This is a genomic window from Citrobacter sp. JGM124, from assembly GCF_018257795.1.
GTDB lineage: Bacteria > Pseudomonadota > Gammaproteobacteria > Enterobacterales > Enterobacteriaceae > JGM124.
On record NZ_JAERJD010000011.1, the window covers coordinates 21,213 to 45,016 of the forward strand.

Below are 23,804 nucleotides of genomic sequence, written 5' to 3' on the forward strand. Positions count from 1 at the left end.
AGCAACATGGCTTTCTCGCCCATGCATTAAGGTGCCGGGCGCACCCCCAGGGTATGGCAGATGGCGTAACTCATCTCAGCACGGTTAAGGGTGTAGAAATGGAAATCTTTCACCCCCTCGCGACTTAAAATTTTCACCATATCCATCGCAATATTCGCTCCCACCAGCTTGCGGGTCTCAGCATCATCATCCAGCCCTTCAAACATGCTTTGCATCCAGTGTGGGATGCGCACATTCGTCATAGGGGCAAAACGTTGCAGTTGCTTGTAATTACTGACGGGCAAAATTCCGGGTACGATTTCCACATCAATCCCTGCCGCGGCACAACGGTCACGAAAACGCAGGTAACTTTCCACATCGAAAAAGAACTGAGTAATAGCACGGTTAGCCCCGGCATCAATTTTGCGCTTCAGGTTAATCAAATCAGCCTGTGCACTTTTCGCTTCGGGATGCACTTCAGGATAGGCAGCCACAGAGATATCAAAATCTCCCACCTCCTTTAACAGTGACACCAGATCCGCTGCATGGATATTGGGTCGCACGCTGCCTTCCGGCAAATCGCCACGTAAGGCAACAATATGACGAATCCCGTTATCCCAGTAGTCACGTGCAATACCCAGTAATTCATCCCGGGTCGCATCAACACAGGTCAGGTGGGGTGCAGCCTCAAGACCTGTTCGATCTTTAATGCCTTTGATAATGCTATGGGTCCGTTCACGCTCCCCTGAGTTGGCCCCATAGGTAACGGAAACAAATTTGGGTTTCAGACTGCTGAGTCTGTCGATGGAGCTCCAGAGGGTCTGCTCCATTTCACTGGTACGTGGCGGGAAAAATTCAAAGGAGACGTTAATCTGCCCGGCGACTTCCGCCAGACTTTGGTTCAATGCTTCCCGCTGGTTGGCGTGAAAAAAGCTCATACCTTTACCTCATCAATCGCATCGTTATTATATATTATATTTTTCTATCCAGACGTTTAGACGTCTAAATAAAAGATGACGTAAAAGCAGTAAAGCGTCAACAGAAATCTCGTTATACGTTTTGATTAATTCTCAAACATGATGCGATTTTTTCATGTCAGGCAGGGGGGGCCACGACAACAGAGTCACTCCCCCCCAGAGTCTGGAGGGGAGGAGAACTACAGCAATTGTGCCAGGCGGTTGACGTCTGACTGTATCGCTCCCGCGGTGACATCACGCCCTGCACCAGGACCACGGATCACCAGCGGATTATCACGATACCAACGGCTTTCAATGGCAAAGACATTATCGCAAGGGAGCAACGCTGCCAGCGGGTGCTCCGCACGCACGGCTTCGACCCCTACGCGCGCCTTACCATTTGCGTCAAAACGGGCAACATAGCGCAGTACCAACCCTAACTCCTGGGCTGCTTCAAAGCGCTGTATCATCTGTTCATTTAGCGCATCACCATTCTCAAAAAAGTGATCGATAGAATCATCCTCACTTCCGGCAGGAACCAATGATTCAACCCGTACCTGATCGGGTTCGATATCGTACCCTGCTTCACGCGCCAGGATGACCAGTTTGCGCATCACATCTTTACCAGACAGATCCACACGCGGGTCTGGTTCCGTCAATCCCTGCTGCCAGGCTTGCTCAACCAATTCAGTAAAGGGCACCGTGCCATCAAACTGCAGGAAGAGCCACGAGAGCGTCCCGGAGAAAATACCACTAAGGGAAAGAATCGAGTCGCCGCTATCGCGCAGATCACGTACCGTATAGTTAACCGGCAGGCCAGCGCCCACGGTGGCGTTATACAACCAGTGGCTGCCCGTTTTCTCAAAAGCGTCACGAATCTGGCGATACTGATGACCGTTTCCAGCACCCGCTACCTTATTCGCACTAATCACGTGAAAACCGTAGCTGGCAAAATCAAGATACTGGTTAGCCAGCTGTTCACTCGCCGTCACGTCGAGAACCACTAAGTCATCATAGGGGTGAGCACGCATCCACAGAAACAGAGACTCTTCATCCAGTTCCGTTGCCTCATCATTGAAAAAAGCCAGAGCATGGCTGGCATCCAGCCCTTTTTCATTCAGCAAACTGCGGCGGCTGTCCACGACCCCCGCAAGAATAAATTCAAAGCCGGTACGGGCAGAGAGTGTTTTCTGCTCACGGGCGAAGAGTTCAAGCCAGCGTGAACCAATATTGCCCTTGCCAAATAGCACCAATCCGATACGTTTTTCAGCGCGGAATAATGAGGTATGCAGCCCTTGGATCAGGTTTTGAGTCGGGCCTGTGCGCAATACCGCAACCAGGCTTATCCCCTCCTCTGACTGCCACGTAAACTCAACCGGCTGGTCGGTTAACTGCTGCCAGAAACGATGACTATGGAGTGGGTTACGGCATACACCAGCCCCAACAATTGCAACTAACGCCAGCCCGTTACGCAGGCTAAATTTGCCGGGCAATCCGGCACTCTCAAGAGTGTGTAATGCACTGTGCACTAACTCGCTGGTATAACAAAATTGCAGTAAGTTACGATCAGGGTGTGATCCCACGGCCAGGGGACGGATCTGATGGCGTTCAAGGATCTGCCCCAAATCTTTTTTCAGTGCGTTAAAATCTTGTTGGCTTGGAAGCGTCAGTTCTATCAGGCAAACGTCATCATGACTGGTCACAATACGTGCCCCTGTGCCAGAGGCCAGCACCCGTTCAATACGGGTCGAGCCTTGCTCCGGGGTATAGCTGCAACGTAATTGCAGGTCTATGTCGCTACCAGATACGGGTTGTAACGTACGGGTGTGTAGTACTGGTGCTGCCAAGCGAGCCAACTCACTGGCTTCGTCCAGACGCAGTAAAGGTAACAGACAGGCATCTTTAACCTTACGCGGATCAGCACTGTATACCCCAGCAACGTCACTCCAGATAGTTACCCGGGAGACGCCTGCCAGTGCCCCCACCTGTGTCGCGGAATAGTCAGAACCATTCCGCCCCAGCAACACCGTTTCCCCCGCATCATTGCGACAGATAAACCCAGTGACGACAAAGCGTTTCTGGGGATGTTGCACCAGTATATTCTGTAATAACGGGCGGGAATGCGCTTCATCAACCTGTGGCTGGGCCGCGCGCTCTGCTCGCAGAAACTGACGGGAATCCAGCCAGACAGCTTCAATGTTCTGCAAATTAAGTACCGCAGACATCAAACGGGCAGACCAAATCTCACCATGACCGACCACCTCAGCATAAACTGCCTCGGTGATTTTTGTATCCAGCAACCCAGCAAGGTGCTCAAGATCATGGATAAACTCCCCCACTAACGCTTCGGCTTGCTCAGGTGGAAGTAAATCCGTGATAAGTTCGCTTTGATAACGTCGCAATGCTTGCTGTGCTTGATGCGCAGACAGGCGATCGCTCTGACTCAGCTTGAGCCAATTGATCAACTGGTTCGTGGTACTTCCGGCGGCGGAAACCACCATTAAGTCACCAGGCCGTGAATACTCATTCATGATACCTGCGACTCGCAGATAGCATTTCACATCGGCCAGACTACTCCCACCAAACTTATGCAGTTGACGAACTGACGCCCCTGCTGGTGCTGAAACACTCATGCTTACCCCTCAGCAGCGATCCGAAAAGCATTTTCCAGATCAGCAATTAAATCTTCGCTATCTTCTATTCCTGTGGAAATACGTAATAGCGTCTCAGAAATACCGGCAGCAGCGCGCGCCTCTGGCGCCATTCCCGCATGAGTCATCGTTGCAGCATGGGAAATAAGGCTTTCCACACCACCCAGTGACTCAGCCAGGGTAAACAGCGTCAGACTATCCAGAAAACGGCGTAGCGTTTGTTCGTCGCCTTCCAGTTCAAAACTCAGCATCGCCCCAAACCCTTTCTGCTGACGCGCGGCAATTTCATGCCCCTGGTTTCCCGGTAAAGAGGGATGATACAACTTTTTCACTAAAGGTTGTTGTTGCAGGAAGGAGACTATTGCCTGGGCATTACGCTGGGCGACTTCCATACGTGGCGAGAGGGTGCGCAAACCACGTAATAGCAAATAGCTATCAAAGGCACTGCTGGTTACACCAATGTTATTAGCCCACCAAGCCAGTTCCGTCACCAGTTCGGGATCTTTTGCAATAACTACACCAGCCAGGACATCCGAGTGACCGTTCAGGTACTTAGTACAAGAATGGAGTACCAAGTCAGCGCCTAACGCCAGTGGGTTTTGCAGGGCTGGGCTCAGGAAGGTGTTATCCACGACACTGATCGCACTAGCGTCACGTGCTGCCACACAAATTTTTTCAATATCAACGACACGCAACAAGGGATTACTTGGCGTTTCTACCCATACCAGTTTCGGCTTTTCTGCCAGAGCAGCCTGCAGTGCACGTTCATCCCCCTGGTCCACAAACAACACCCGATAAGCACCACGTTTTGCCAGGCTATCAAATAAACGATAACTGCCGCCGTAACAGTCATGGGGGGCAACCAATAAATCACCCGGTTTTAAAAATACGGTAGTCACTAAATGGATGGCAGACATGCCAGTATTGGTGAGTACAGCACCAGCACCACCTTCAAGCTCAGCCAGGGCTCGCTGTGTTACATCACGCGTTGGATTACCACGTCGCGAATAGTCGTGAGCGCGCGGTTCATTAAAACCGGTAAAATTATAAGTACTGGACAGATGGATTGGTGGCACCACACAACCGTACTGTTCATCATCGTTCAAACCGCTGCGTACTGCTATCGTTGCCTGTTTACGCGTCATGGAGCCTCACCTGAGTCATTGAAGAAAACTGGCTCCAGATTAAACAAGGACAATATAGACGTCAATACATCTGGACATCTAAACTGCTTTGCGTGTAGATTGAGCAAAATCCAAATACCCGCTAAAATTACCTGTTTTAGGTGTCTGCGTCTTAGTTTCACGCAGCAAAACCGTTTATTCTATTGGTTAAACGAACAAAAAAGATTATCGCTAATATCGCGCTGTCAGGTGGTGTTAGGTTATTTTCACAGATTAAGAGGACTAAGGTATCTCATGGCTGAATGGAGCGGCGAGTATATCAGCCCCTACGCTGAACACGGTAAGAAGAGTGAACAAGTAAAGAAAATTACGGTTTCCATTCCTCTGAAGGTATTAAAGATCCTTACTGACGAACGAACACGTCGACAGGTTAACAACCTGCGTCATGCGACAAACAGTGAGTTGCTGTGCGAAGCTTTTCTGCACGCTTTTACCGGCCAACCGTTACCGAACGATGCAGACCTGCGTAAAGAACGCAGTGATGAGATCCCGGAAGATGCCAAGGTTATTATGCGCGAGCTGGGAATTGATCCCGACACGTGGGAATATTAATTTACATCAAGAGGTACTCCTGAGTACCTTTCTGACTTGAATGGGTTAAACGACAAAAACAAAAAAGGCGCCAACGGCGCCTTTTTCTTTCCGGGTGCAAACTTATTTGCTGGCACCTGGTACGCTGAAGCGTTTGTTGAAACGCTCAACACGACCACCGGTATCAACAACACGCTGTTTACCAGTATAGAATGGGTGGCAGTTACCACACACGTCCAGGTTCAGATCGTGACCCAGTGTAGAATGGGTTTTGATAACGTTACCGCAAGAACAAGTTGCAGTAATCGCAGTGTAATTCGGGTGAATATTCTTTTTCATGGTAAACCTCAATATAAGGCCGCGTCGCTCTTCCAGCCCTAACGCCGGACACCACGCGATGTTAATAAATGGATAAATTTGGATATTCGAATTGAACACCAAAGGCGGCATATTATACAGAACCACCACTAAAGGTGCAAACTGATCCGCATTTTTAGCGGTGTGCAGTGTACACTATTACGTCATTTTTCCTGTCAGGATGTTTTCATGCTTATCGCCCAAGTCGCCCTTCAGGTTCCACTCGCTCGCACCTTTGATTACCTGATTCCGGAAGGAATACAGGTCACCGCAGGCTGCCGGGTGCAAGTCGCATTTGGTAAACAGCGTCAAGCTATGGGTATCGTGATGGCGATAAAAGAACACAGTGAACTGGCGGTAGAAAACCTTAAACCAATCTCCCTGGCTCTGGATAACACGCCCTTATTCCCCATGCCTCTGTGGCGTGTGCTGCTATGGGCCGCTGATTACTACCACTATCCGATTGGCGAAGTTCTGTTTCATGCTCTGCCCATTCTATTACGTCAGGGAAAACCAGCCCATCACGCGCCATTGTGGTACTGGTTTGCCACTGATCAGGGTAAAGCTATCGACCTGAATAGCCTGAAACGAGCGCCGAAACAGCAGCAAGCCCTGGCCGCACTGCGCCAGGGAAATATTTGGCGTCATCAGAATCACCTTGAGATCAATGAAACTGCTCTCCAGGCATTAAAAGCCAAAGGATTATGTGAACTGCATAGTGCCACCCCGGATTGTGAAGACTGGCGTAAAAATTACGCCGTAACGGGGGAACGATTAAAACTTAATACCGAGCAAGCAACCGCGGTGGGCGCAATACATAGTGATGCGGGGCATTTCTCTTGCTGGCTGCTGGCGGGGATCACGGGTTCTGGTAAAACAGAGGTTTATCTCAGTGTCCTGGAAAATGTGCTGGCCCAGGGTAAACAGGCTTTAGTGCTGGTACCCGAAATAGGCCTGACACCGCAAACTATTGCCCGCTTCAGAGAACGTTTCAATGCCCCAGTGGAAGTATTACATTCCGGTTTAAATGACAGTGAACGGCTGAATGTCTGGTTAAAAGCACGCAACGGGGAAGCGGCTATTGTTATTGGTACCCGCTCTGCTCTGTTTACCCCTTTTAATCGTCTTGGGGTGATTGTGATAGATGAAGAGCATGATGCCTCTTATAAACAACAAGATGGCTGGCGTTATCACGCCCGTGACTTAGCCATTTATCGTGCTTATACCGAAGACATTCCCATTATTCTGGGTTCAGCAACCCCAGCGCTGGAAACACTGCACAATGTTCAGCGAGGAAAATACCGCCAGTTACGCCTGACCAGGCGTGCCGGTAATGCCACACCTGCGACGCAGCAAGTGATTGACCTCAAAGGGCAGACCCTGACATCAGGCCTGTCGCCCGCACTGATTAAAAGTATCGGTAAGCATTTAGCCGCAAATAACCAAGTTATCCTCTTTCTTAACCGCCGCGGTTATGCCCCTGCGCTGTTATGTCATGATTGTGGCTGGATTGCCGAGTGTACGCGTTGTGATAGCTATTACACCCTGCATCAGGGGCAACGAATGCTACGCTGCCATCATTGTGACAGCCAGCGCGCTATTCCCAGTCAATGCCCACAATGTGGATCAACCCATCTGCTCCCTGTCGGTATGGGTACTGAACAACTTGAGCATAGCCTGCAACCATTATTTCCTGATATTCCCATATCACGTATTGACCGTGATACGACCAGCCGTAAAGGTGCACTAGAACAGCAACTGGCAGAGGTACATCAAGGTGGAGCCCGCATTCTGATTGGTACCCAAATGTTAGCCAAAGGACACCATTTTCCCGATGTCACGCTGGTGGCCTTACTGGATGTCGACGGCGCGCTCTTCTCTGGTGATTTTCGCGCGGCAGAACGTTTTGCCCAGCTTTATGTGCAAGTTTCTGGACGTGCCGGGCGCGCGGGGAAACAAGGGGAAGTATTACTGCAGACGCATCACCCGGAACATCCGTTATTGCAAACTTTGCTCACTAAAGGCTATGACGCTTTTGCCAGTGAAACCCTGAAAGAGCGCGAGGCTGTTTTTTTGCCGCCGTTCACCAGCCATGTGATGTTCCGTGCCGAAGACCAGAATAATCGTCAGGCAGCACTGTTTCTGCAGCAACTGCGTAATTTGCTGGAAGCCAGCCCTCTGCATGATGATCAGCTCTGGATCATGGGCCCTGTTCCCGCACTGCAAGCCAAGCGAGGGGGGCGCTTTCGCTGGCAACTACTGCTTCAGCACCCTTCCCGGGCCAGATTACAGAAACTGATCAGCCATACGCTTGTCTTGATCAATACCCTGCCAGAAGCACGTAAGGTCAAATGGATGCTCGACGTTGATCCGATCGAGAGTTAGCACAATAAGTGTCAGGTTATGAGAAGTAGATCGAAAAATTAAATATCCATCACATTTTTAATGAAATTATTGTAACTGTGCGCCGGTTTATTCTGCTAAGAATGGGGGGTTCTGCCATTAACACCGGATGTGCTGGTGGCAGCGTAGCACCCGTAAGGAGGAAGACGTTGAAGCCGACTAAACCGGTGGAAAATCCCACCATGAAGGATGTTGCAGCCCGGGCTAAAGTCTCGACAGCAACAGTATCACGCGCGCTGATGAACCCTGATAAAGTATCCCAGCATACCCGTCATCGCGTGGAACAAGCCGCTATTGAGGTCGGCTACTTACCTCACTCTTTAGGCAGAAATATCAAACGTAATGAATCACGAACGTTACTGGTCATTGTTCCAGATATTTGTGATCCCTTTTTTAGTGAGATTATCCGCGGAATTGAGATCACCGCAGCCAGCCACGGATATCTGGTCCTGATTGGCGATTGCGCTCACCAGAATCAACAAGAAAAGACCTTTATTGACCTTATCATCACGAAGCAGATAGATGGAATGTTACTGCTAGGTTCTCACCTGCCTTTTGGTGCCAGCAAAGAAGATCAGCGCCATCTTCCCCCTATGGTAATGGCGAATGAGTTCGCTCCCGAACTTGAATTACCCACTGTCCATATAGATAACCTGACAGCCGCTTTTAATGCCGTCTCTTATTTACAGAAGCTGGGACATAAACGTATTGCCTGTATTGCTGGCCCGGAAGAAATGCCTCATTGTCGCTATCGTTCACAAGGCTATATCCAGGCATTACGTCGCAACGGTATTGACGTTGACCCACATTATATTGCTCGGGGTGATTTTACCTTTGAGGCCGGATCTACTGCGCTGGAACAGCTACTGGCACTGCCTCAGCCCCCTACGGCTGTCTTCTGCCATACCGATGTGATGGCCATGGGCGCAATATCCTGTGCCAAGCATCACGGGCTTAGAGTGCCAGAAGACCTGTCAATTATGGGGTTTGATGATATTGCCCAGGCTAAATTTTGTGATCCACCTCTCACTACTGTTGCACAGCCCCGCTTCAGTATTGGTAAGGAAGCTATGCTCCTGTTACTGGAGCAATTGCAAGGGCACACCGTCAGCAATGGATCCCGTCTGCTGGAGTGCGTTCTGGTTGAACGTGGCAGTACCAGCCCACCAGGCAAAGGAAAATGAGCCGCTTTGCACTCGCATAAACTGGTCAAAGACCTGTCCCTTAAGTAACATAGGGGGCTATTAAACGAATGAAGACAGCATAAGTGGCACAACGAGATTATGTACGCCGCGCGCAATCACCCAGTGCGCGGCGCAAAAAGAGTACTTCCCGTAAAACGCAACGCCGTTCCTCTGTTTCTCCTGCAATGGTCATCATTGCAGCAGCAGCGGTAGTGGCGTTCGTCAGCGCTCTTTATTTCATTACGCATCGCAAAGTCGAAGAAGTCAGTGTCATTCCTGGCCATAAAACGACAAATGGTCTGCCACCGAAACCAGAAGAACGCTGGCGTTATATTAAAGAACTGGAAAATCGCCAGACAGGGGTGCGCACGCCAACAGAGCCAACGGCGGGGGGTGAAGTAATAAACTCACGCCAGCTGACTGATGAGCAACGTCAGTTACTGGAACAAATGCAATCTGACATGCGACAGCAGCCGACTCAGCTCAGTGAAGTTCCGTGGAATGAACAGACGACGGCCCAGCGCCAGAAACAGTCCCAATACCAGTCACAGCCCGTGACGCCCCAAACATCCCCCCGGGTAGTGGAAGCACCTCGCACGCAACCGCGGGTCGTGGAAAAAACAGTGCAACAGCCCCGAGTGGTGCAGAGTCAGCCACCGAGAACTGCGGGTAATAATACTACGGCACAGCCCTATCAAGATGCTGTACAACCCCCTCCCCATACTCAACAAACCAAGCCTGTGCCACGTGAAGTGGCCCCGGCCCCGGTCACCACTGTCACCCGTGAACCTGAACCGGCACCACGGGCAGCAGAACCCCAGGTAAAAAAAGATGAGAAACGCTGGATGGTTCAGTGTGGTTCATTCAAAGGAAGTGAACAGGCTGAAACAGTACGCGCTCAGTTGGCATTTGAAGGCTTTGATTCCCATATTACAGCCAATAATGGCTGGAATCGTGTGGTGATCGGCCCCTTGAAAGGCAAGGAAAACGCGGACAACACTATCAATCGTCTAAAAATCGCGGGGCACGCTAACTGCATTCGTCTCGCTTTCGGGGGTTGAAACCCTAAAAACCTCCCCCATTTATAACTGAATTATGTCCTGTGCGTCGCACAGGGCTGAAATTTAGCTGATGCAAAGGGGTCTGCTCGTGACAACAATAGTAAGTGTACGCCGTAACGGCAAAGTAGTAATCGGTGGCGATGGCCAGGCGACTCTCGGCAATACCGTGATGAAAGGTAATGTCAAAAAAGTGCGTCGTTTATATAATGATAAAGTGATTGCAGGCTTTGCCGGTGGTACTGCGGATGCTTTTACACTGTTTGAACTCTTTGAGCGTAAACTCGAAATGCACCAGGGACACTTGGTGAAAGCTGCCGTTGAGCTAGCAAAAGACTGGCGTACCGATCGTATGCTGCGCAAGCTTGAAGCTTTGCTGGCCGTTGCAGATGAAAATGCCTCATTGATTATCACCGGTAATGGTGACGTTATTCAGCCAGAAGATGATTTAATCGCTATTGGTTCAGGTGGGCCCTATGCCCAGGCAGCCGCCCGTGCGCTGCTGAATAACACAGAATTAGGTGCTCGTGATATTGTTGAGAAATCGCTGGGGATTGCCGGTGACATCTGTATCTACACCAACCATTTCCACACTATTGAAGAATTATCGTCTAAGGCGTAAGGATCTCCCATGTCTGAAATGACTCCACGCGAAATTGTCAGCGAGCTAAATAAACACATTATTGGCCAGGATAACGCCAAGCGTTCAGTTGCTATCGCACTGCGTAACCGCTGGCGCCGTATGCAGCTCAGTGAAGAGCTGCGTCATGAAGTGACACCAAAAAATATCCTGATGATCGGGCCAACGGGTGTGGGTAAAACAGAAATTGCTCGTCGCCTGGCAAAACTGGCTAACGCGCCATTTATCAAAGTGGAAGCGACTAAATTTACCGAAGTCGGTTATGTCGGCAAGGAAGTAGATTCAATCATCCGTGACCTGACGGATGCGGCTGTCAAAATCGTGCGCATACAGTCTATTGAGAAAAACCGCTTCCGGGCTGAAGAGATGGCCGAAGAACGTGTTCTGGACGCATTGATCCCACCAGCCAAAAATAACTGGGGCCAGTCTGAAGCGCAAGCAGAACCCTCTGCGGCTCGTCAGAGTTTCCGTAAAAAGCTGCGTGAAGGCCAGCTCGACGATAAAGAAATTGAAATCGACCTTGCTGCAGCACCACTTGGTGTAGAGATCATGGCACCTCCAGGAATGGAGGAGATGACCAGCCAGTTACAGTCCATGTTCCAGAACCTTGGTGGCCAGAAACAGAAACCTCGTAAGCTGAAAATCAAAGATGCGATGAAGTTACTGATAGAAGAAGAGGCTGCAAAACTGGTCAACCCAGAAGAGCTAAAACAGGATGCTATCGACGCGGTTGAACAACACGGTATTGTGTTTATTGATGAAATAGACAAAATCTGTAAGCGTGGTGGTAATGCTTCCGGCCCTGATGTCTCCCGCGAAGGCGTGCAGCGTGACCTGCTACCACTCGTGGAAGGCTGCACGGTGTCCACTAAACATGGCATGGTTAAAACTGACCATATCCTGTTTATCGCATCCGGTGCTTTCCAGGTTGCCAGCCCTTCTGACTTAATCCCTGAATTGCAGGGTCGTCTGCCTATCCGTGTTGAATTACAAGCCCTGACGGTGGAAGATTTCGAGCGTATTCTGACCGAGCCAAATGCTTCTATTACCGTACAGTATAAAGCACTGATGGCAACGGAAGGAGTGAGTATCGATTTTACCAATGACGGTATTCGTCGTATTGCTGAAGCTGCATGGCAGGTCAATGAATCCACCGAAAATATCGGTGCTCGCCGCCTGCATACAGTACTTGAGCGTCTGGTAGAAGATATCTCTTACGATGCCAGTGAACTGAGTGGGCAAACTATTCTTATTGATGCCGACTATGTCAGTAAGCACTTGGATGAGCTGGTTGCAGATGAAGACCTGAGTCGGTTTATTCTGTAACGCCCAGTGGGCACATTTTATTTTTTTGGGGAGGCCTTTGCCTCCCCTTTCATTTAAACAGACGAAATGAAAATAGGGTTTCCTGGATTTATACTTAACCGTCTACAATCATCTCATTACTATTACTGATAACAATTATTCCTGTTTGTTATTAACCTTAAAGGGTAATCCATAACCCTTTTTTATCTGGCGTCTGAAATAATGAGCAATCCGCAATCTGTGAGTACGACCCAGGCCTGGCTTGAAAGCCTGCGCCCAAGAACCCTCCCCCTGGCGTTTGCTTCTATCGTTTGTGGTTCCACACTTGCCTACTGGCAAAATGTGTTTAACCCCGCCATAGCGCTGTTAGCCCTGCTAACCGCGGGTTTGCTGCAAATCTTATCAAATCTGGCTAATGACTATGGTGATGCCGTTAAAGGCAGTGATAAAGAGGACAGAATAGGCCCATTACGCGGTATGCAAAAAGGGTTGATAACTCAAGCGCAAATGAAACGAGCGTTAGTGGTTACCGTTACCCTGATTTGCCTGTCTGGCTTTTCACTCGTCGCATTGGCCTGTGAAACCTTTACTGACTTCATGGGCTTCTTATTGTTAGGGATACTGTCTATTGTCGCTGCCATTACCTATACCGTCGGCACACGTCCTTATGGCTATATGGGACTGGGTGATATTTCGGTTCTGATCTTTTTTGGCTGGATTAGCGTCGCTGGAACTTGGTATCTGCAAGCCCACACCCTCGAATTGCTGGTTATTTTTCCTGCAACAGCCTGCGGTTTACTGGCAACAGCCGTACTTAATATTAATAATTTACGCGATATCGACAGTGACAGTGAGAATGGCAAGAATACCCTCGCCGTTCGTCTGGGCCCTGTGCTTGCCCGTCGCTACCACGTCTGTCTGCTGATGGGAGCACTGCTCTGTTTCGCGCTGTTTAATATTTTTTGGCTCAATAGCCTATGGGGTTGGTTGTTTATTCTGGCGGCGCCACTTCTGGTCAAACAGGCCTGCTACGTTGTGCGTGAACAAGACCCGGTGGCCATGCGCCCAATGCTCGAACGTACCGTCAAAGGGGCATTGTTAACCAACCTGTTATTTTCAGCAGGAGTGGTCATCAGTACCGTGTTGTCGTAGAGAATAAACACCAATTAACAATTGATGGTTTTGCAAACAGTGAAGGTTCCGCTATATACTGGAGCACCCTGTAGCAGATGAACCTGAATCCTATGAAATATGATACTTCCGAACTTTGCGATATCTACCAGGAAGAGGTCAACGTCGTTGAACCGCTATTTTCTAATTTTGGCGGACGGTCGTCGTTTGGCGGGCAAGTCATTACGGTAAAATGCTTTGAAGATAATGGGCTACTATACAGCCTGCTTGAAGAAAATGGTCGTGGGCACGTTTTACTCGTCGATGGTGGTGGCTCAGTTCGTCGGGCACTGATTGATGCTGACCTGGCTCGTCTTGCACAAAAGAACGAGTGGGAAGGTATTGTGGTTTACGGTGCCGTACGTCAGGTCGATGACCTGGAAGAGCTGGATATTGGTATTCAGGCGATTGCTGCAACCCCTGCAGGAGTACCAAGTGAAGGAACAGGTGAAAGTGATGTCCGGGTTAACTTCGGCGGTGTGACGTTTTTCTCAGGTGATCACCTGTATGCGGATAACACGGGTATTATTCTGTCGGAAGACGCGCTGGATATTGAATAACCGGTGGCAAGCCCGATCACGAATCAGTGCAGAAAATAAAACAGGCCTCTTAAGACGCCTGTTTTGAAAAGCTTTATTGCCAGCCGGTATTACACTTCTTCCATTTTACCCAGCAGTGCGTGCAAACGGTCTTGCCAGCCTTGCAGTTGCTCTTTCAGTGAGCCATTTTCACGCACCAGCTCGGCTTTCTGACCTTCTGCCTGTTGCAGTTCTTGCGACGCCAGGTTGTTTTTCTCTTTCAGCTCTTCGATTTCCATCTGTAACAGAGTGATCGTATCAACAGCCTGCTGAACTTTTGCTTCAAGTTTCTCAAACACTTCAAATGACATTATAAACCTCTCCTGAATGGCCAGGCGTTGATGGATATGCTACCCAATACGCTTCAAGCTATCATACCCATGCGTTAGGGCTACCCTCGCCTCGATTCTTCGATGACGCCTTTATGAGCCTATATTTAACATATAGCGTTAACCGATTGTAAGTAGCGCCGATGCTTGTGTCCAGCGGCGTACTCTGCTCTTTGCGTAACATAACATGTGTCGGCCCCCGGGCGTCATGTTCTTCACCAAAAACCTCCACTTCTCAGCCTATTTTATTTAGTAACTGACTGAATTTGCCTCACGATCCCCCCTTTTTTCATTCGCTACTGCGCCTTATGCCCGCGATGGGGATAAAATCAGTCATTATTACCGTGCCATGACAGTGTCAAGGCATAAAGCAGTGACTCAAATTGATGAGGGGCTGGCAGGCAATCAGCCATGAAAATCTTAATTCAGGACCGGATTATGACTACAGAAAAGAAATATATCGTCGCGCTCGATCAGGGGACGACAAGCTCACGCGCCATTGTCCTGGATAATAATGCCAATATCATCAGTATCGCCCAGCATGAATTTACCCAAATCTACCCTAAGTCGGGCTGGGTTGAGCATGACCCTCTGGAAATCTGGGCATCACAAAGTTCCACGCTGGTTGAAGCTCTCGCAAAAGCAGACATCAACTCTGACCAAGTAGCCGCCATAGGTATCACTAATCAGCGTGAAACCACTGTGGTCTGGGAACGTGAGACAGGCAAACCGATTTACAATGCCATCGTCTGGCAATGTCGACGTACCGCTGATATCTGTGAGCAGCTTAAGCGGGAAGGCATGGAAGAATATATCCGCCATCATACCGGGCTGGTTGTTGACCCCTACTTTTCCGCGACCAAACTGAAATGGATCCTCGATAATATTGATGGAGCCCGGGAGCGAGCCTACCGTGGAGAGCTGCTTTTTGGCACCATCGATACTTGGCTTATCTGGAAAATGACCCAGGGTCGAGTCCATGTGACCGACTACACGAATGCCTCCCGTACGATGCTGTTCAATATCCGGGAGCTGGACTGGGATGAACGATTACTGAAACATCTTGATATCCCTCGCATCATGCTGCCATCCGTTCGCAAGTCATCGGAAGTATACGGCCAAACAAATATTGGTGGTAAAGGAGGGACACGCATTCCAATTGCCGGTATTGCAGGGGATCAACAGGCTGCGCTATTTGGTCAGCGCTGTGTACAGCCGGGTATGGCAAAGAATACCTATGGTACCGGTTGTTTTATGTTGATGCATACCGGTGAAAAGATAGTGACCTCAAACCATGGCTTATTAACCACCATCACTTGTGGCCCACAAGGTGAGGTGAACTATGCACTAGAAGGGGCTGTATTTATGGCCGGGGCCTCCATTCAGTGGCTACGGGATGAGATGAAACTGATCCGTGATGCTGATGACTCTGAATATTTCGCCAGTAAAGTCTCCGACAGTAATGGGGTCTACGTGGTGCCCGCATTTACCGGACTCGGTGCTCCTTACTGGGACCCTTATGCCCGTGGCGCTATTTTAGGCCTGACACGAGGGGTAAATGGGAACCATATTATCCGCGCCACACTGGAGTCTATCGCCTACCAAACCCGGGATATTCTGGAAGCCATGCAGGCTGACGCCGGAATACATTTACACGCACTGCGGGTCGATGGCGGGGCTGTAGTCAATAATTTCCTGATGCAGTTTCAGGCGGATATTCTCGGCACCCCAGTAGAGCGGCCTGTCATACGTGAAGTTACCGCTTTGGGCGCGGCTTATCTCGCGGGGTTGGCTGTCGGTTTCTGGCAAAGCCTCGATGAACTCCATGACAAGACGGCCATCGAAAGAACCTTTCTGCCCAGTATAAAAAAAGCTGAACGTAATGCCCTTTACGCGGGCTGGCAAAAAGCGGTCAATCGCACCCTGTTGTGGGAAGATGGCCGTGGCAACTAATGTCTTCCATTCCCACTCTGGTCATTTTAGCTCTGTGCTAAACTCCAGCGTAATTCCATCTGACAAGCGAGTACGTGATGAAACGAGAACTGGCCATCGAATTTTCCCGTGTGACCGAAGCTGCCGCCCTGGCAGGTTATAAGTGGTTAGGTCGCGGTGATAAAAATACCGCTGACGGCGCAGCGGTGCATGCCATGCGGATTATGCTTAACCAGATTAACATTGACGGGCAAATCGTGATTGGCGAAGGTGAAATTGATGATGCTCCCATGCTCTATATCGGTGAAAAAGTCGGTACTGGGCAGGGTGATGCCGTAGATATTGCCGTTGATCCCATCGAAGGGACTCGGATGACGGCTATGGGTCAGGCAAATGCCCTGGCAGTGATGGCTGTTGGCGATAAAGGCACCTTCCTGCATGCACCGGATATGTACATGGAAAAACTGGTCGTCGGTCCGGGAGCTAAAGGGGTTATCGATCTCAGTCTCAGTCTTGAGGTTAATCTGCGCCATATTGCAAAGGCACTCAATAAGCCACTCAGCGAACTGACCGTCACTATCTTAGCCAAGCCCCGTCATGATGCCATTATCAATGAAATGCAGCAGCTTGGCGTGCGTGTTTTCACTGTACCTGATGGGGATGTGGCCGCCTCAATCCTGACCTGTATGCCAGACAGTGAAGTGGATGTGCTGTATGGCATCGGTGGTGCACCAGAAGGCGTCGTGTCTGCCGCGGTCATTCGCGCACTGGATGGTGACATGCAAGGGCGTTTACTGGCACGTCATCACGTGAAAGGAGACAACGAAGAAAATCGCCGCTTAGGTGAGGTGGAGCTGGAACGCTGCCAGGCTATGGGCATCCACGCGGGTGAAGTACTGAAACTCGAAGATATGGCCCGCAATGACAATGTTATTTTCTCGGCAACAGGTATTACGAAAGGGGATTTGCTTGAGGGTATTACCCGTAAAGGCAATATAGCGACTACCGAAACACTACTGATTCGCGGTAAATCTCGCACGATTCGCCGTATCAAGTCCATTCACTATTTAGACCGTAAAGATACCAACGTTCAGAAGTATATCCTGTAATACGGAGATTTGTTGGTTCGAGCTTTCATCCAGATTCGGACTGGAAATATCCCACAAAGCAGGTAAAGATAGGCAAAATATCGTAACGGGAGCATGACATGGCAGACTGGGTCACAGGTAAAGTTACCAATATTCAACACTGGACTGACTCACTTTTCAGTCTTACGGTACATGCCCCTGTCGCTCCCTTTAGCGCAGGGCAGTTTACCAAAATTGGGCTGGAGATCGACGGGGAACGCGTACAGCGTGCTTATTCTTACGTAAACGCACCACACAGCGCTAATCTCGAGTTTTACTTGGTCAATGTACCAGAAGGTAAGCTCAGTCCCCGCCTGCATGTTATGCAACCGGGGGATGACATTCTGCTGGTCAATGAAGCGGCCGGGTTCTTTGTGCTCGATGAAATCCCGGATTGTAATACCCTGTGGATGCTGGCGACAGGTACCGCCTTAGGGCCTTATTTGTCGATCCTTCAGGAAGGTAAGGACCTGGAGCGTTTTGATAATATCGTTTTACTCCATGCCGTGCGCTACGCCAGCGACTTAAGTTATTTACCTCTGATGCAGCAATTGCAGGAACGCTACGCGGGTAAATTACAGATTCAAACTGTGGTGAGCCGCGAAAAGGCTGAGGGGGCGCTGTTTGGCCGTGTTCCTGCGCTGATTACCAGCGGTGAACTGGAAGCCGTCGTTGGTTTACCCATGACACCTGAGACCAGCCACGTGATGTTATGTGGTAATCCACAAATGGTACGAGATACTCAGCAGTTACTGAAAGAGACCCGACAGATGACTAAACATTTACGTCGTCGGCCAGGCCATATTACTGCAGAGCACTATTGGTAAGATGGGTAAGTTAACGGTATTTGACCCTGCTGGTCTCTTTACCAAAACGATTACTCCCTTGGGTGCCGATAAAGCTTCCCAGGTCTATCAACATCATCACGATAATCAATGTTGGCAGGAAACGCCCCAGACCCCATTGCCAGAAACTCCCAAAGACTTCCCAGTTACCAGCAAAGAGTAACCAGGCAGGGATAAAAAGCAGGGCCCACCCGCCTTTTTTATTCCTGTCATGCAGCCGTTTGACGACCACCGCAGCTGTCGGAATAAGCGAACCAGACAAAAACAGCCCGGCAGTAGAGTACGGCATGATTTCTGCGCCAGCCAGGGTGAACAACACTGCCAGGCCAACAAACCATACGCCTATCCAGATCCAGAAATCACGACGTCCAATACGCCCTTTAAAAGAAAACAACCATTGTTGTAGGGTCATTACTCAAATCCTTGCTATCGTCTTGCCTGTCAGTGTACCTGTTTTGACAAGCCCGCGGATTGCCGATTTAATCATGTAGGTAAAATTACCAGGAGAAGCATGTTGATAAAGTATCTGCTGCCAGCCATCGCCTTGTTATTTGTCAGCCCTGTTGCGCTAAGTCAGACAGGAGGGGCATCTGTCATGAAGGTAGCCCCTTACCTACTACCGAATGCCCCAACGTTTGATTTAACTATCACGCAGTTTCGTAACGCCTTTAATAACGATAATCCGACGTTACCACTCAATGAATTCAGAGCAATCGAATCCAGCCGTGATAAAGCAAATCTGACTCGTGCGGCGACAACCATCAACGAACGCCTGTATGCTTCAGCGGCTCTTGAACGTGGGACGTTAAAAATTAAATCGCTTCAAATTACCTGGTTGCCAGCTAAATCATCAGAACAAAAAACAACCAAGGAAAAAGCGACAGAATATATTGCCGCCATCATTCGTAGTTTCACACCGTCATTATCAAAGCAACAAAGCCTGGAAAAAACTAACAAATTGCTTAATGACAGCAGAAATAAACGCTATTTTTCGCAGAATGATGGCCCATTACGGTATGTGATCGTAGATAACGGCGATAAAGGGCTTACTTTCGCGGTTGAACCGATTAAGCTGATGCTATCAGACACATTGAGCAACAACGGATAATTGATAAAAAACAGAGTTATTCCTCCGTTGAGTCTTTATACTCTTTAGTACACCATGCTGCCCTGAGGGCAGCCATTCTTTTTAATGCTTACCGCGTGGAGAATTGAAATGAGACATCCTTTAGTGATGGGTAACTGGAAGCTGAACGGCAGCAAACATATGGTTCATGAACTGGTTGCTGAAATTCGTAAAGAACTGTCTGCTGTTGATGGCTGTGGCGTTGCTATCGCCCCGCCGGCACTGTATCTGGACATGGCAAAACATGCTGCTTCCGGTAGCCATATCATTATTGGCGCCCAGAACGTTGACACTAACCTGTCTGGTGCCTTTACCGGTGAAACGTCTGCCACCATGCTGAAAGATATCGGTGCTCAGTACATCATTATTGGTCACTCAGAGCGTCGTACTTACCATGCTGAGTCTGATGAGCTGATCGCCAAAAAATTTGCGGTACTGAAAGAGGCAGGCTTGACCCCAGTACTCTGTATCGGTGAAACCGAAGCAGAAAACGAAGCGGGTAAAACTGAAGAAGTTTGTGCACGTCAAATTGACGCGGTGCTGAAAACCCAAGGCGCAGAAGCATTCAAAGGCGCGGTTATCGCTTATGAGCCTATCTGGGCTATCGGCACGGGCAAATCAGCCACTCCGGCACAAGCTCAGGCTGTTCATAAATTTATCCGTGACCACATTGCGAAAGTGGATGCTGATGTGGCCCAGCAAGTCATCATCCAGTACGGCGGCTCTGTTAATGCGAGCAACGCTGCAGAACTGTTCACCCAGCCCGATATTGACGGCGCGCTGGTTGGCGGAGCTTCCCTGAAAGCAGATGCCTTTGCCGTTATCGTAAAAGCTGCAGCAGCGGCTAAGAAAGCCTAATTTTTGCCGTGGTGCCTTGGCACCACTCAATAATAAAGAGCGGGAAACACTGAATGTTCCCCGCTCTTTTTTTGACCCAAAAAGACGATCTATCTTTTACTTATTTGATCAAATGTCCCACCGTTAGAGAAGTGATCCTTCTGGGCTTTTGCCCAACCACCAAACTCTTCATCAATGGTGTAAAGCTTCAGTTTCGGGAAAGTATTTTCATATTTTGCCGCCACTTCAGGCAAACGTGGACGATAATAGTTTTTCGCCGCAATTTCCTGACCTTCTGGTGAATAGAGGTACTTCAGATAGGCTTCTGCCACTTCCTGAGTCCCTTTCTTATCAACGACTTTATCCACGACGGCTACGGTTGGCTCCGCGAGAATAGACTCACTCGGGGTGATAATTTCAAATTTATCTTGTCCCAGCTCACGGGTTGCTAACAAGGCTTCATTTTCCCATGCAATCAGAACGTCACCAATACCACGTTCCACAAAGGTATTGGTTGAACCACGGGCCCCGGAGTCGAGTACCTCAACATTCTTAAACAGGTCTTTCACAAACTCCTGAGCCTTAACCGGGTCGTTATTGTTATGGTGTAATGCATAGCCCCAGGCAGCCAAGTAATTCCAGCGGGCACCACCAGAACTTTTAGGATTTGGAGTAATGACTGACACTCCAGGTTTAATCAAGTCGTTCCAGTCATGAATCTGTTTAGGGTTACCTTTACGCACCAGGAAGACAATGGTTGAAGTATAAGGTGCAGAGTTATCCGGCAAGCGTTTAATCCAGTCTTTATCAATACGACCACGTTCCGCTATGGCATCAACGTCATAAGCCAGTGCCAGGGTAACCACATCAGCCTCAATACCATTGATAACTGAGGTTGCTTGCTTACCGGAGCCCCCATGGGACTGACGAACAATAACATTATCCCCAGTCTGCTGTTTCCAGTGGGCATTAAACGCTTTGTTGTATTCATCATACAGCTCTCGCGTCGGATCATAAGATACGTTCAGTAACTGAATATCTTTCGCCAGTACACCGCCTGACGCCAATAATAATGTGAGCCCTACACCCCATTTGTTCATTGCATGTTCTCTCTGTCAGAATTAATAGAGTCAGCCTGCCAGAAACAAATTACGTAAATAAAGAATAAAAATAGATTTGATATTCACTAAAGGAATAATAAAATGCGACTCGTCATATAAAAACAACGAAATTATTCATAATAATGATTAAAAATCATTATGTTAACGATTCTAAAATAAAATAAATAACCACCATAAACGCTGTTTTTTAAATACAAAAAAGGGAAAACCATGTTTTCCCTTTATCAAACAGCAACCCTGACGGCTGCTTTTTAGTAAAGTTTTTTAGCGCACTCAAACCAGTCGCCCTTAAAGGGGCGTTTCATATTTTCGATAGCATCAATAATGTCATGATGAACCAGTTTTTCGTTCTGGATACCAACACAACGGCCACCGTAACCCTGCAGCAATAATTCGATTGCATATGCCCCCATGCGCGAGGCCAGGATGCGATCGTAAGCAACAGGAGAGCCACCACGCTGGATATGACCCAGTACCGTAGCACGGGTTTCACGTTTGGTGCCTATTTCAATATATTTTGCCAGTTCGTCAACATCACAGATGTGTTCAGTAATCGCAACGATGGCATGCTTTTTACCCTTAGCAATACCGGCTTTAATCTCAGCGACCAAATCTTCACGGTTAAACTCAACTTCAGGCAATACAACAAACTCGCAGCCCCCTGCAATCGCCGCAGCCAGAGTCAGATCCCCACAATAACGTCCCATCACTTCAACGATAGAGATACGTTGATGAGAAGAGGAGGTATCACGCAGGCGGTCAATGGCCTCAACCACAGTTTCCAGCGCAGTAAAATAACCGATAGTATAATCAGTACCTTTAATATCGTTATCGATAGTACCTGGTAAGCCAATACAAGGGAAACCGGTTTCGGTCAAACGCTGGGCACCTAAGTAAGAACCGTCACCACCAATCACCACCAGTGCATCAATACCACGATTTCTCAGGTTCTGAATGGCAACTTCACGCACTTTTTCATCACGGAATTCAGGAAAACGCGCAGAACCCAGGAAAGTACCGCCACGATTTATCATATCTGAGACGCTGTAGCGATCCAGCTGAACCATGCGGTCTTCATACAGCCCGAGGTAGCCATCATAGATCCCCATGACTTCCAGACCTTCTGATAACGCAGCACGTACCACACCACGAATCGCCGCATTCATACCCGGCGCATCACCGCCACTCGTCAACACACCAATTTTTTTGATCATGACTACCTCTGAACTTTGAAAGCAAAATTAATCCTGTGACCAGAAACCGCTGCCAGTAGCTCTGTACCTCTACACGATACAGTTAGCTTATTAAAGGTCTCCAGCTGAATTGATTCAGGCCAAGCCAAATGCCGATATATTACGCAAAAAATGGTCCAACAGTGCCAATTTTCCGATAAAAAATTACCGCTCAAAACGCCCCTGTCGTTCAGCAGGGACAACAGAGCAAGGATCCTGATGAATAATGATATCTGACCCTGGGAATTGCTGCAGAATCCCTTGCTGTACTTCATCGGCAATACGATGTGCCTGCACTAAAGGTAAACTATCATCCAGTTCTATATGAAACTGGATAAAACGAGTCGGTCCTGATTGTCTCGTTCTGAGGTCATGTGTGCCCCGAACATTAGGCCAGGTATTGATAATGTTAATAATCGCCTGCCGTTCAGTATCTGGCAATGCCCTGTCGAGCAGTGCCTGCACGGCGTTATACCCCATACGCAGTGCACAATATAAAATATAGACACCAATCCCTAAAGCAAACAATGAATCAGCGCGATGCCATCCAAGCCATGACAAAACTAAGGCCATTAGAATAGCACCGTTCATCATAACATCAGACTGGTAATGAAGCATATCGGCACGGATGATCTGGCTTTGTGTTTTTCTCACGACCCAACGCTGAAATGTCACTAATAACAAAGTACTAATCAGGGCAATAATGGTCACCCCGATCCCTAACCCCGCATCCTGCATTGGCTCTGGATTGACCAAGTGTTGAAAACCAGTCAAAAATAAGAATAAGGCCGAACCAGCAATAAACATACTCTGGGCTAAAACAGCCAATGACTCAGCTTTACCGTGACCGAAAGTGTGCTCATCATCCGCAGGCTGTAGTGAGTAGTGAACAACAAATAGATTAGTAAAAGCGGCGGCAATATCCACAACTGAGTCCACCAGCGCGGCCAAAATACTCACCGCCCCCGTGACCCACCAGGCAAAAATTTTTATGATTAATAACACTGAAGCCACAATTGTGGCGGTAATGGCTGCTTTATGTACCAGACGCCCATACTGTTGATTCATGAGGCCCCCCGCTATTCAATACGGGTAGTATAGTGTACGGATGATGATTTTTTGATAAAAACACTGAATCATATCAGGAAGATCTGGACAAACGTAAAGACGATTCACAGACAAAAAAAACCCGCCGGTTAGGCGGGGAAGACAGGGATGGTGTCTATGGCAAGGAAAACAGGTGGTACTAGGGTGGTACT

The 23,804-nt window shown here is 48.8% G+C and carries 22 protein-coding genes; 13 read left to right on the top strand and 9 right to left on the bottom strand.

The features are described 5' to 3' along the window. Positions 1–26: 26 nt before the first annotated feature. The 3 genes from metF to metB form a co-directional block, all read right to left on the bottom strand. Positions 27–917 (bottom strand): methylenetetrahydrofolate reductase, encoded by an 891-nt coding sequence (metF, locus tag JK154_RS15190; protein WP_211993408.1) that lies wholly within the window; start codon positions 915–917, stop codon positions 27–29. 218 nt (positions 918–1,135) lie between these two features. Next, a complete protein-coding gene (locus JK154_RS15195) occupies positions 1,136–3,568 on the bottom strand; it encodes a bifunctional aspartate kinase/homoserine dehydrogenase II (RefSeq protein ID WP_211993409.1) in 2,433 nt (810 codons plus the stop codon). A gap of 2 nt (positions 3,569–3,570) precedes the next feature. Beyond that, positions 3,571–4,731, bottom strand: coding sequence for a cystathionine gamma-synthase (gene metB / locus JK154_RS15200; protein WP_211993410.1), 1,161 nt, complete (start codon positions 4,729–4,731; stop codon positions 3,571–3,573). Between the two features lie 273 nt (positions 4,732–5,004). On the opposite strand from metB, the gene metJ reads away from it, so the two are divergent. After that, positions 5,005–5,322 (top strand): met regulon transcriptional regulator MetJ, encoded by a 318-nt coding sequence (gene metJ / locus JK154_RS15205; protein ID WP_008457553.1) that lies wholly within the window; start codon positions 5,005–5,007, stop codon positions 5,320–5,322. Positions 5,323–5,424: 102 nt separating this feature from the next. Here the strand turns inward: metJ and rpmE are convergent, their stop codons facing one another. Next, the gene (gene rpmE, locus JK154_RS15210) at positions 5,425–5,640 is read right to left on the bottom strand and encodes a 50S ribosomal protein L31 (RefSeq protein WP_211993411.1); all 216 of its coding nucleotides are present in this window, start codon (positions 5,638–5,640) and stop codon (positions 5,425–5,427) included. 207 nt (positions 5,641–5,847) lie between these two features. On the opposite strand from rpmE, the gene priA reads away from it, so the two are divergent. From priA to rraA, 7 genes are all read left to right on the top strand, one after another. Next, a complete protein-coding gene (gene priA, locus JK154_RS15215; protein ID WP_211993412.1) occupies positions 5,848–8,043 on the top strand; it encodes a primosomal protein N' in 2,196 nt (731 codons plus the stop codon). Between the two features lie 167 nt (positions 8,044–8,210). Further along, a complete protein-coding gene (gene cytR / locus JK154_RS15220; protein WP_211993413.1) occupies positions 8,211–9,245 on the top strand; it encodes a DNA-binding transcriptional regulator CytR in 1,035 nt (344 codons plus the stop codon). 83 nt (positions 9,246–9,328) lie between these two features. Continuing rightward, entirely contained in the window at positions 9,329–10,306 is a 978-nt protein-coding gene (gene ftsN / locus JK154_RS15225; RefSeq protein ID WP_211993414.1) for a cell division protein FtsN, read from the top strand. A gap of 88 nt (positions 10,307–10,394) precedes the next feature. Further along, positions 10,395–10,925 carry an ATP-dependent protease subunit HslV gene (gene hslV / locus JK154_RS15230; RefSeq protein ID WP_211993415.1) on the top strand — a complete coding sequence of 177 codons (531 nt, stop codon included), beginning with the start codon at positions 10,395–10,397 and terminating at the stop codon, positions 10,923–10,925. A 9-nt stretch (positions 10,926–10,934) separates the two neighbouring features. Beyond that, entirely contained in the window at positions 10,935–12,269 is a 1,335-nt protein-coding gene (gene hslU / locus JK154_RS15235) for an HslU--HslV peptidase ATPase subunit (RefSeq protein WP_211993416.1), read from the top strand. 201 nt (positions 12,270–12,470) lie between these two features. Next, positions 12,471–13,400 carry a 1,4-dihydroxy-2-naphthoate polyprenyltransferase gene (gene menA / locus JK154_RS15240; protein WP_211993417.1) on the top strand — a complete coding sequence of 310 codons (930 nt, stop codon included), beginning with the start codon at positions 12,471–12,473 and terminating at the stop codon, positions 13,398–13,400. A gap of 92 nt (positions 13,401–13,492) precedes the next feature. Next, entirely contained in the window at positions 13,493–13,978 is a 486-nt protein-coding gene (rraA, locus tag JK154_RS15245; RefSeq protein ID WP_211993418.1) for a ribonuclease E activity regulator RraA, read from the top strand. An 89-nt stretch (positions 13,979–14,067) separates the two neighbouring features. Here the strand turns inward: rraA and zapB are convergent, their stop codons facing one another. Continuing rightward, complete coding sequence (gene zapB / locus JK154_RS15250) at positions 14,068–14,307, bottom strand: septal ring assembly protein ZapB (protein ID WP_211993419.1); 240 nt, start codon at positions 14,305–14,307, stop codon at positions 14,068–14,070. Positions 14,308–14,763: 456 nt separating this feature from the next. Between zapB and glpK the strand changes: the two genes are divergently transcribed. From glpK to fpr, 3 genes are all read left to right on the top strand, one after another. Next, the gene (gene glpK / locus JK154_RS15255) at positions 14,764–16,278 is read left to right on the top strand and encodes a glycerol kinase GlpK (RefSeq protein WP_211993420.1); all 1,515 of its coding nucleotides are present in this window, start codon (positions 14,764–14,766) and stop codon (positions 16,276–16,278) included. Between the two features lie 77 nt (positions 16,279–16,355). After that, the gene (gene glpX / locus JK154_RS15260; protein WP_211993421.1) at positions 16,356–17,366 is read left to right on the top strand and encodes a class II fructose-bisphosphatase; all 1,011 of its coding nucleotides are present in this window, start codon (positions 16,356–16,358) and stop codon (positions 17,364–17,366) included. A gap of 98 nt (positions 17,367–17,464) precedes the next feature. Next, a complete protein-coding gene (gene fpr, locus JK154_RS15265; protein WP_211993422.1) occupies positions 17,465–18,211 on the top strand; it encodes a ferredoxin--NADP(+) reductase in 747 nt (248 codons plus the stop codon). 10 nt (positions 18,212–18,221) lie between these two features. Here the strand turns inward: fpr and JK154_RS15270 are convergent, their stop codons facing one another. Then, a complete protein-coding gene (locus JK154_RS15270) occupies positions 18,222–18,641 on the bottom strand; it encodes a DUF805 domain-containing protein (RefSeq protein WP_211993423.1) in 420 nt (139 codons plus the stop codon). 99 nt (positions 18,642–18,740) lie between these two features. Between JK154_RS15270 and JK154_RS15275 the strand changes: the two genes are divergently transcribed. Then, entirely contained in the window at positions 18,741–19,337 is a 597-nt protein-coding gene (locus JK154_RS15275) for a DUF1454 family protein (RefSeq protein ID WP_211993424.1), read from the top strand. A gap of 108 nt (positions 19,338–19,445) precedes the next feature. Continuing rightward, a complete protein-coding gene (gene tpiA, locus JK154_RS15280) occupies positions 19,446–20,213 on the top strand; it encodes a triose-phosphate isomerase (protein ID WP_211993425.1) in 768 nt (255 codons plus the stop codon). Positions 20,214–20,302: 89 nt separating this feature from the next. Here the strand turns inward: tpiA and JK154_RS15285 are convergent, their stop codons facing one another. The 3 genes from JK154_RS15285 to fieF form a co-directional block, all read right to left on the bottom strand. After that, the gene (locus JK154_RS15285; RefSeq protein ID WP_211993426.1) at positions 20,303–21,292 is read right to left on the bottom strand and encodes a sulfate ABC transporter substrate-binding protein; all 990 of its coding nucleotides are present in this window, start codon (positions 21,290–21,292) and stop codon (positions 20,303–20,305) included. A gap of 272 nt (positions 21,293–21,564) precedes the next feature. Beyond that, positions 21,565–22,527: a 6-phosphofructokinase gene (gene pfkA, locus JK154_RS15290; protein WP_211993427.1), complete on the bottom strand. Its 963-nt coding sequence runs from the start codon at positions 22,525–22,527 to the stop codon at positions 21,565–21,567. A gap of 183 nt (positions 22,528–22,710) precedes the next feature. After that, complete coding sequence (gene fieF / locus JK154_RS15295) at positions 22,711–23,613, bottom strand: CDF family cation-efflux transporter FieF (RefSeq protein ID WP_211993428.1); 903 nt, start codon at positions 23,611–23,613, stop codon at positions 22,711–22,713. Between the last annotated feature and the right edge of the window lie 191 nt (positions 23,614–23,804).

Bases quoted from the DNA above. Each gene is read 5' to 3' on its own strand.
- metF (WP_211993408.1), bottom strand. From the start codon at position 917: ATGAGCTTTTTTCACGCCAACCAGCGGGAAGCATTGAACCAAAGTCTG.
- JK154_RS15195 (WP_211993409.1), bottom strand. From the start codon at position 3,568: ATGAGTGTTTCAGCACCAGCAGGGGCGTCAGTTCGTCAACTGCATAAG.
- metB (WP_211993410.1), bottom strand. From the start codon at position 4,731: ATGACGCGTAAACAGGCAACGATAGCAGTACGCAGCGGTTTGAACGAT.
- metJ (WP_008457553.1), top strand. From the start codon at position 5,005: ATGGCTGAATGGAGCGGCGAGTATATCAGCCCCTACGCTGAACACGGT.
- rpmE (WP_211993411.1), bottom strand. From the start codon at position 5,640: ATGAAAAAGAATATTCACCCGAATTACACTGCGATTACTGCAACTTGT.
- priA (WP_211993412.1), top strand. From the start codon at position 5,848: ATGCTTATCGCCCAAGTCGCCCTTCAGGTTCCACTCGCTCGCACCTTT.
- hslU (WP_211993416.1), top strand. From the start codon at position 10,935: ATGTCTGAAATGACTCCACGCGAAATTGTCAGCGAGCTAAATAAACAC.
- menA (WP_211993417.1), top strand. From the start codon at position 12,471: ATGAGCAATCCGCAATCTGTGAGTACGACCCAGGCCTGGCTTGAAAGC.
- rraA (WP_211993418.1), top strand. From the start codon at position 13,493: ATGAAATATGATACTTCCGAACTTTGCGATATCTACCAGGAAGAGGTC.
- zapB (WP_211993419.1), bottom strand. From the start codon at position 14,307: ATGTCATTTGAAGTGTTTGAGAAACTTGAAGCAAAAGTTCAGCAGGCT.
- glpK (WP_211993420.1), top strand. From the start codon at position 14,764: ATGACTACAGAAAAGAAATATATCGTCGCGCTCGATCAGGGGACGACA.
- glpX (WP_211993421.1), top strand. From the start codon at position 16,356: ATGAAACGAGAACTGGCCATCGAATTTTCCCGTGTGACCGAAGCTGCC.
- fpr (WP_211993422.1), top strand. From the start codon at position 17,465: ATGGCAGACTGGGTCACAGGTAAAGTTACCAATATTCAACACTGGACT.
- JK154_RS15270 (WP_211993423.1), bottom strand. From the start codon at position 18,641: ATGACCCTACAACAATGGTTGTTTTCTTTTAAAGGGCGTATTGGACGT.
- JK154_RS15275 (WP_211993424.1), top strand. From the start codon at position 18,741: ATGTTGATAAAGTATCTGCTGCCAGCCATCGCCTTGTTATTTGTCAGC.
- tpiA (WP_211993425.1), top strand. From the start codon at position 19,446: ATGAGACATCCTTTAGTGATGGGTAACTGGAAGCTGAACGGCAGCAAA.
- JK154_RS15285 (WP_211993426.1), bottom strand. From the start codon at position 21,292: ATGAACAAATGGGGTGTAGGGCTCACATTATTATTGGCGTCAGGCGGT.
- pfkA (WP_211993427.1), bottom strand. From the start codon at position 22,527: ATGATCAAAAAAATTGGTGTGTTGACGAGTGGCGGTGATGCGCCGGGT.
- fieF (WP_211993428.1), bottom strand. From the start codon at position 23,613: ATGAATCAACAGTATGGGCGTCTGGTACATAAAGCAGCCATTACCGCC.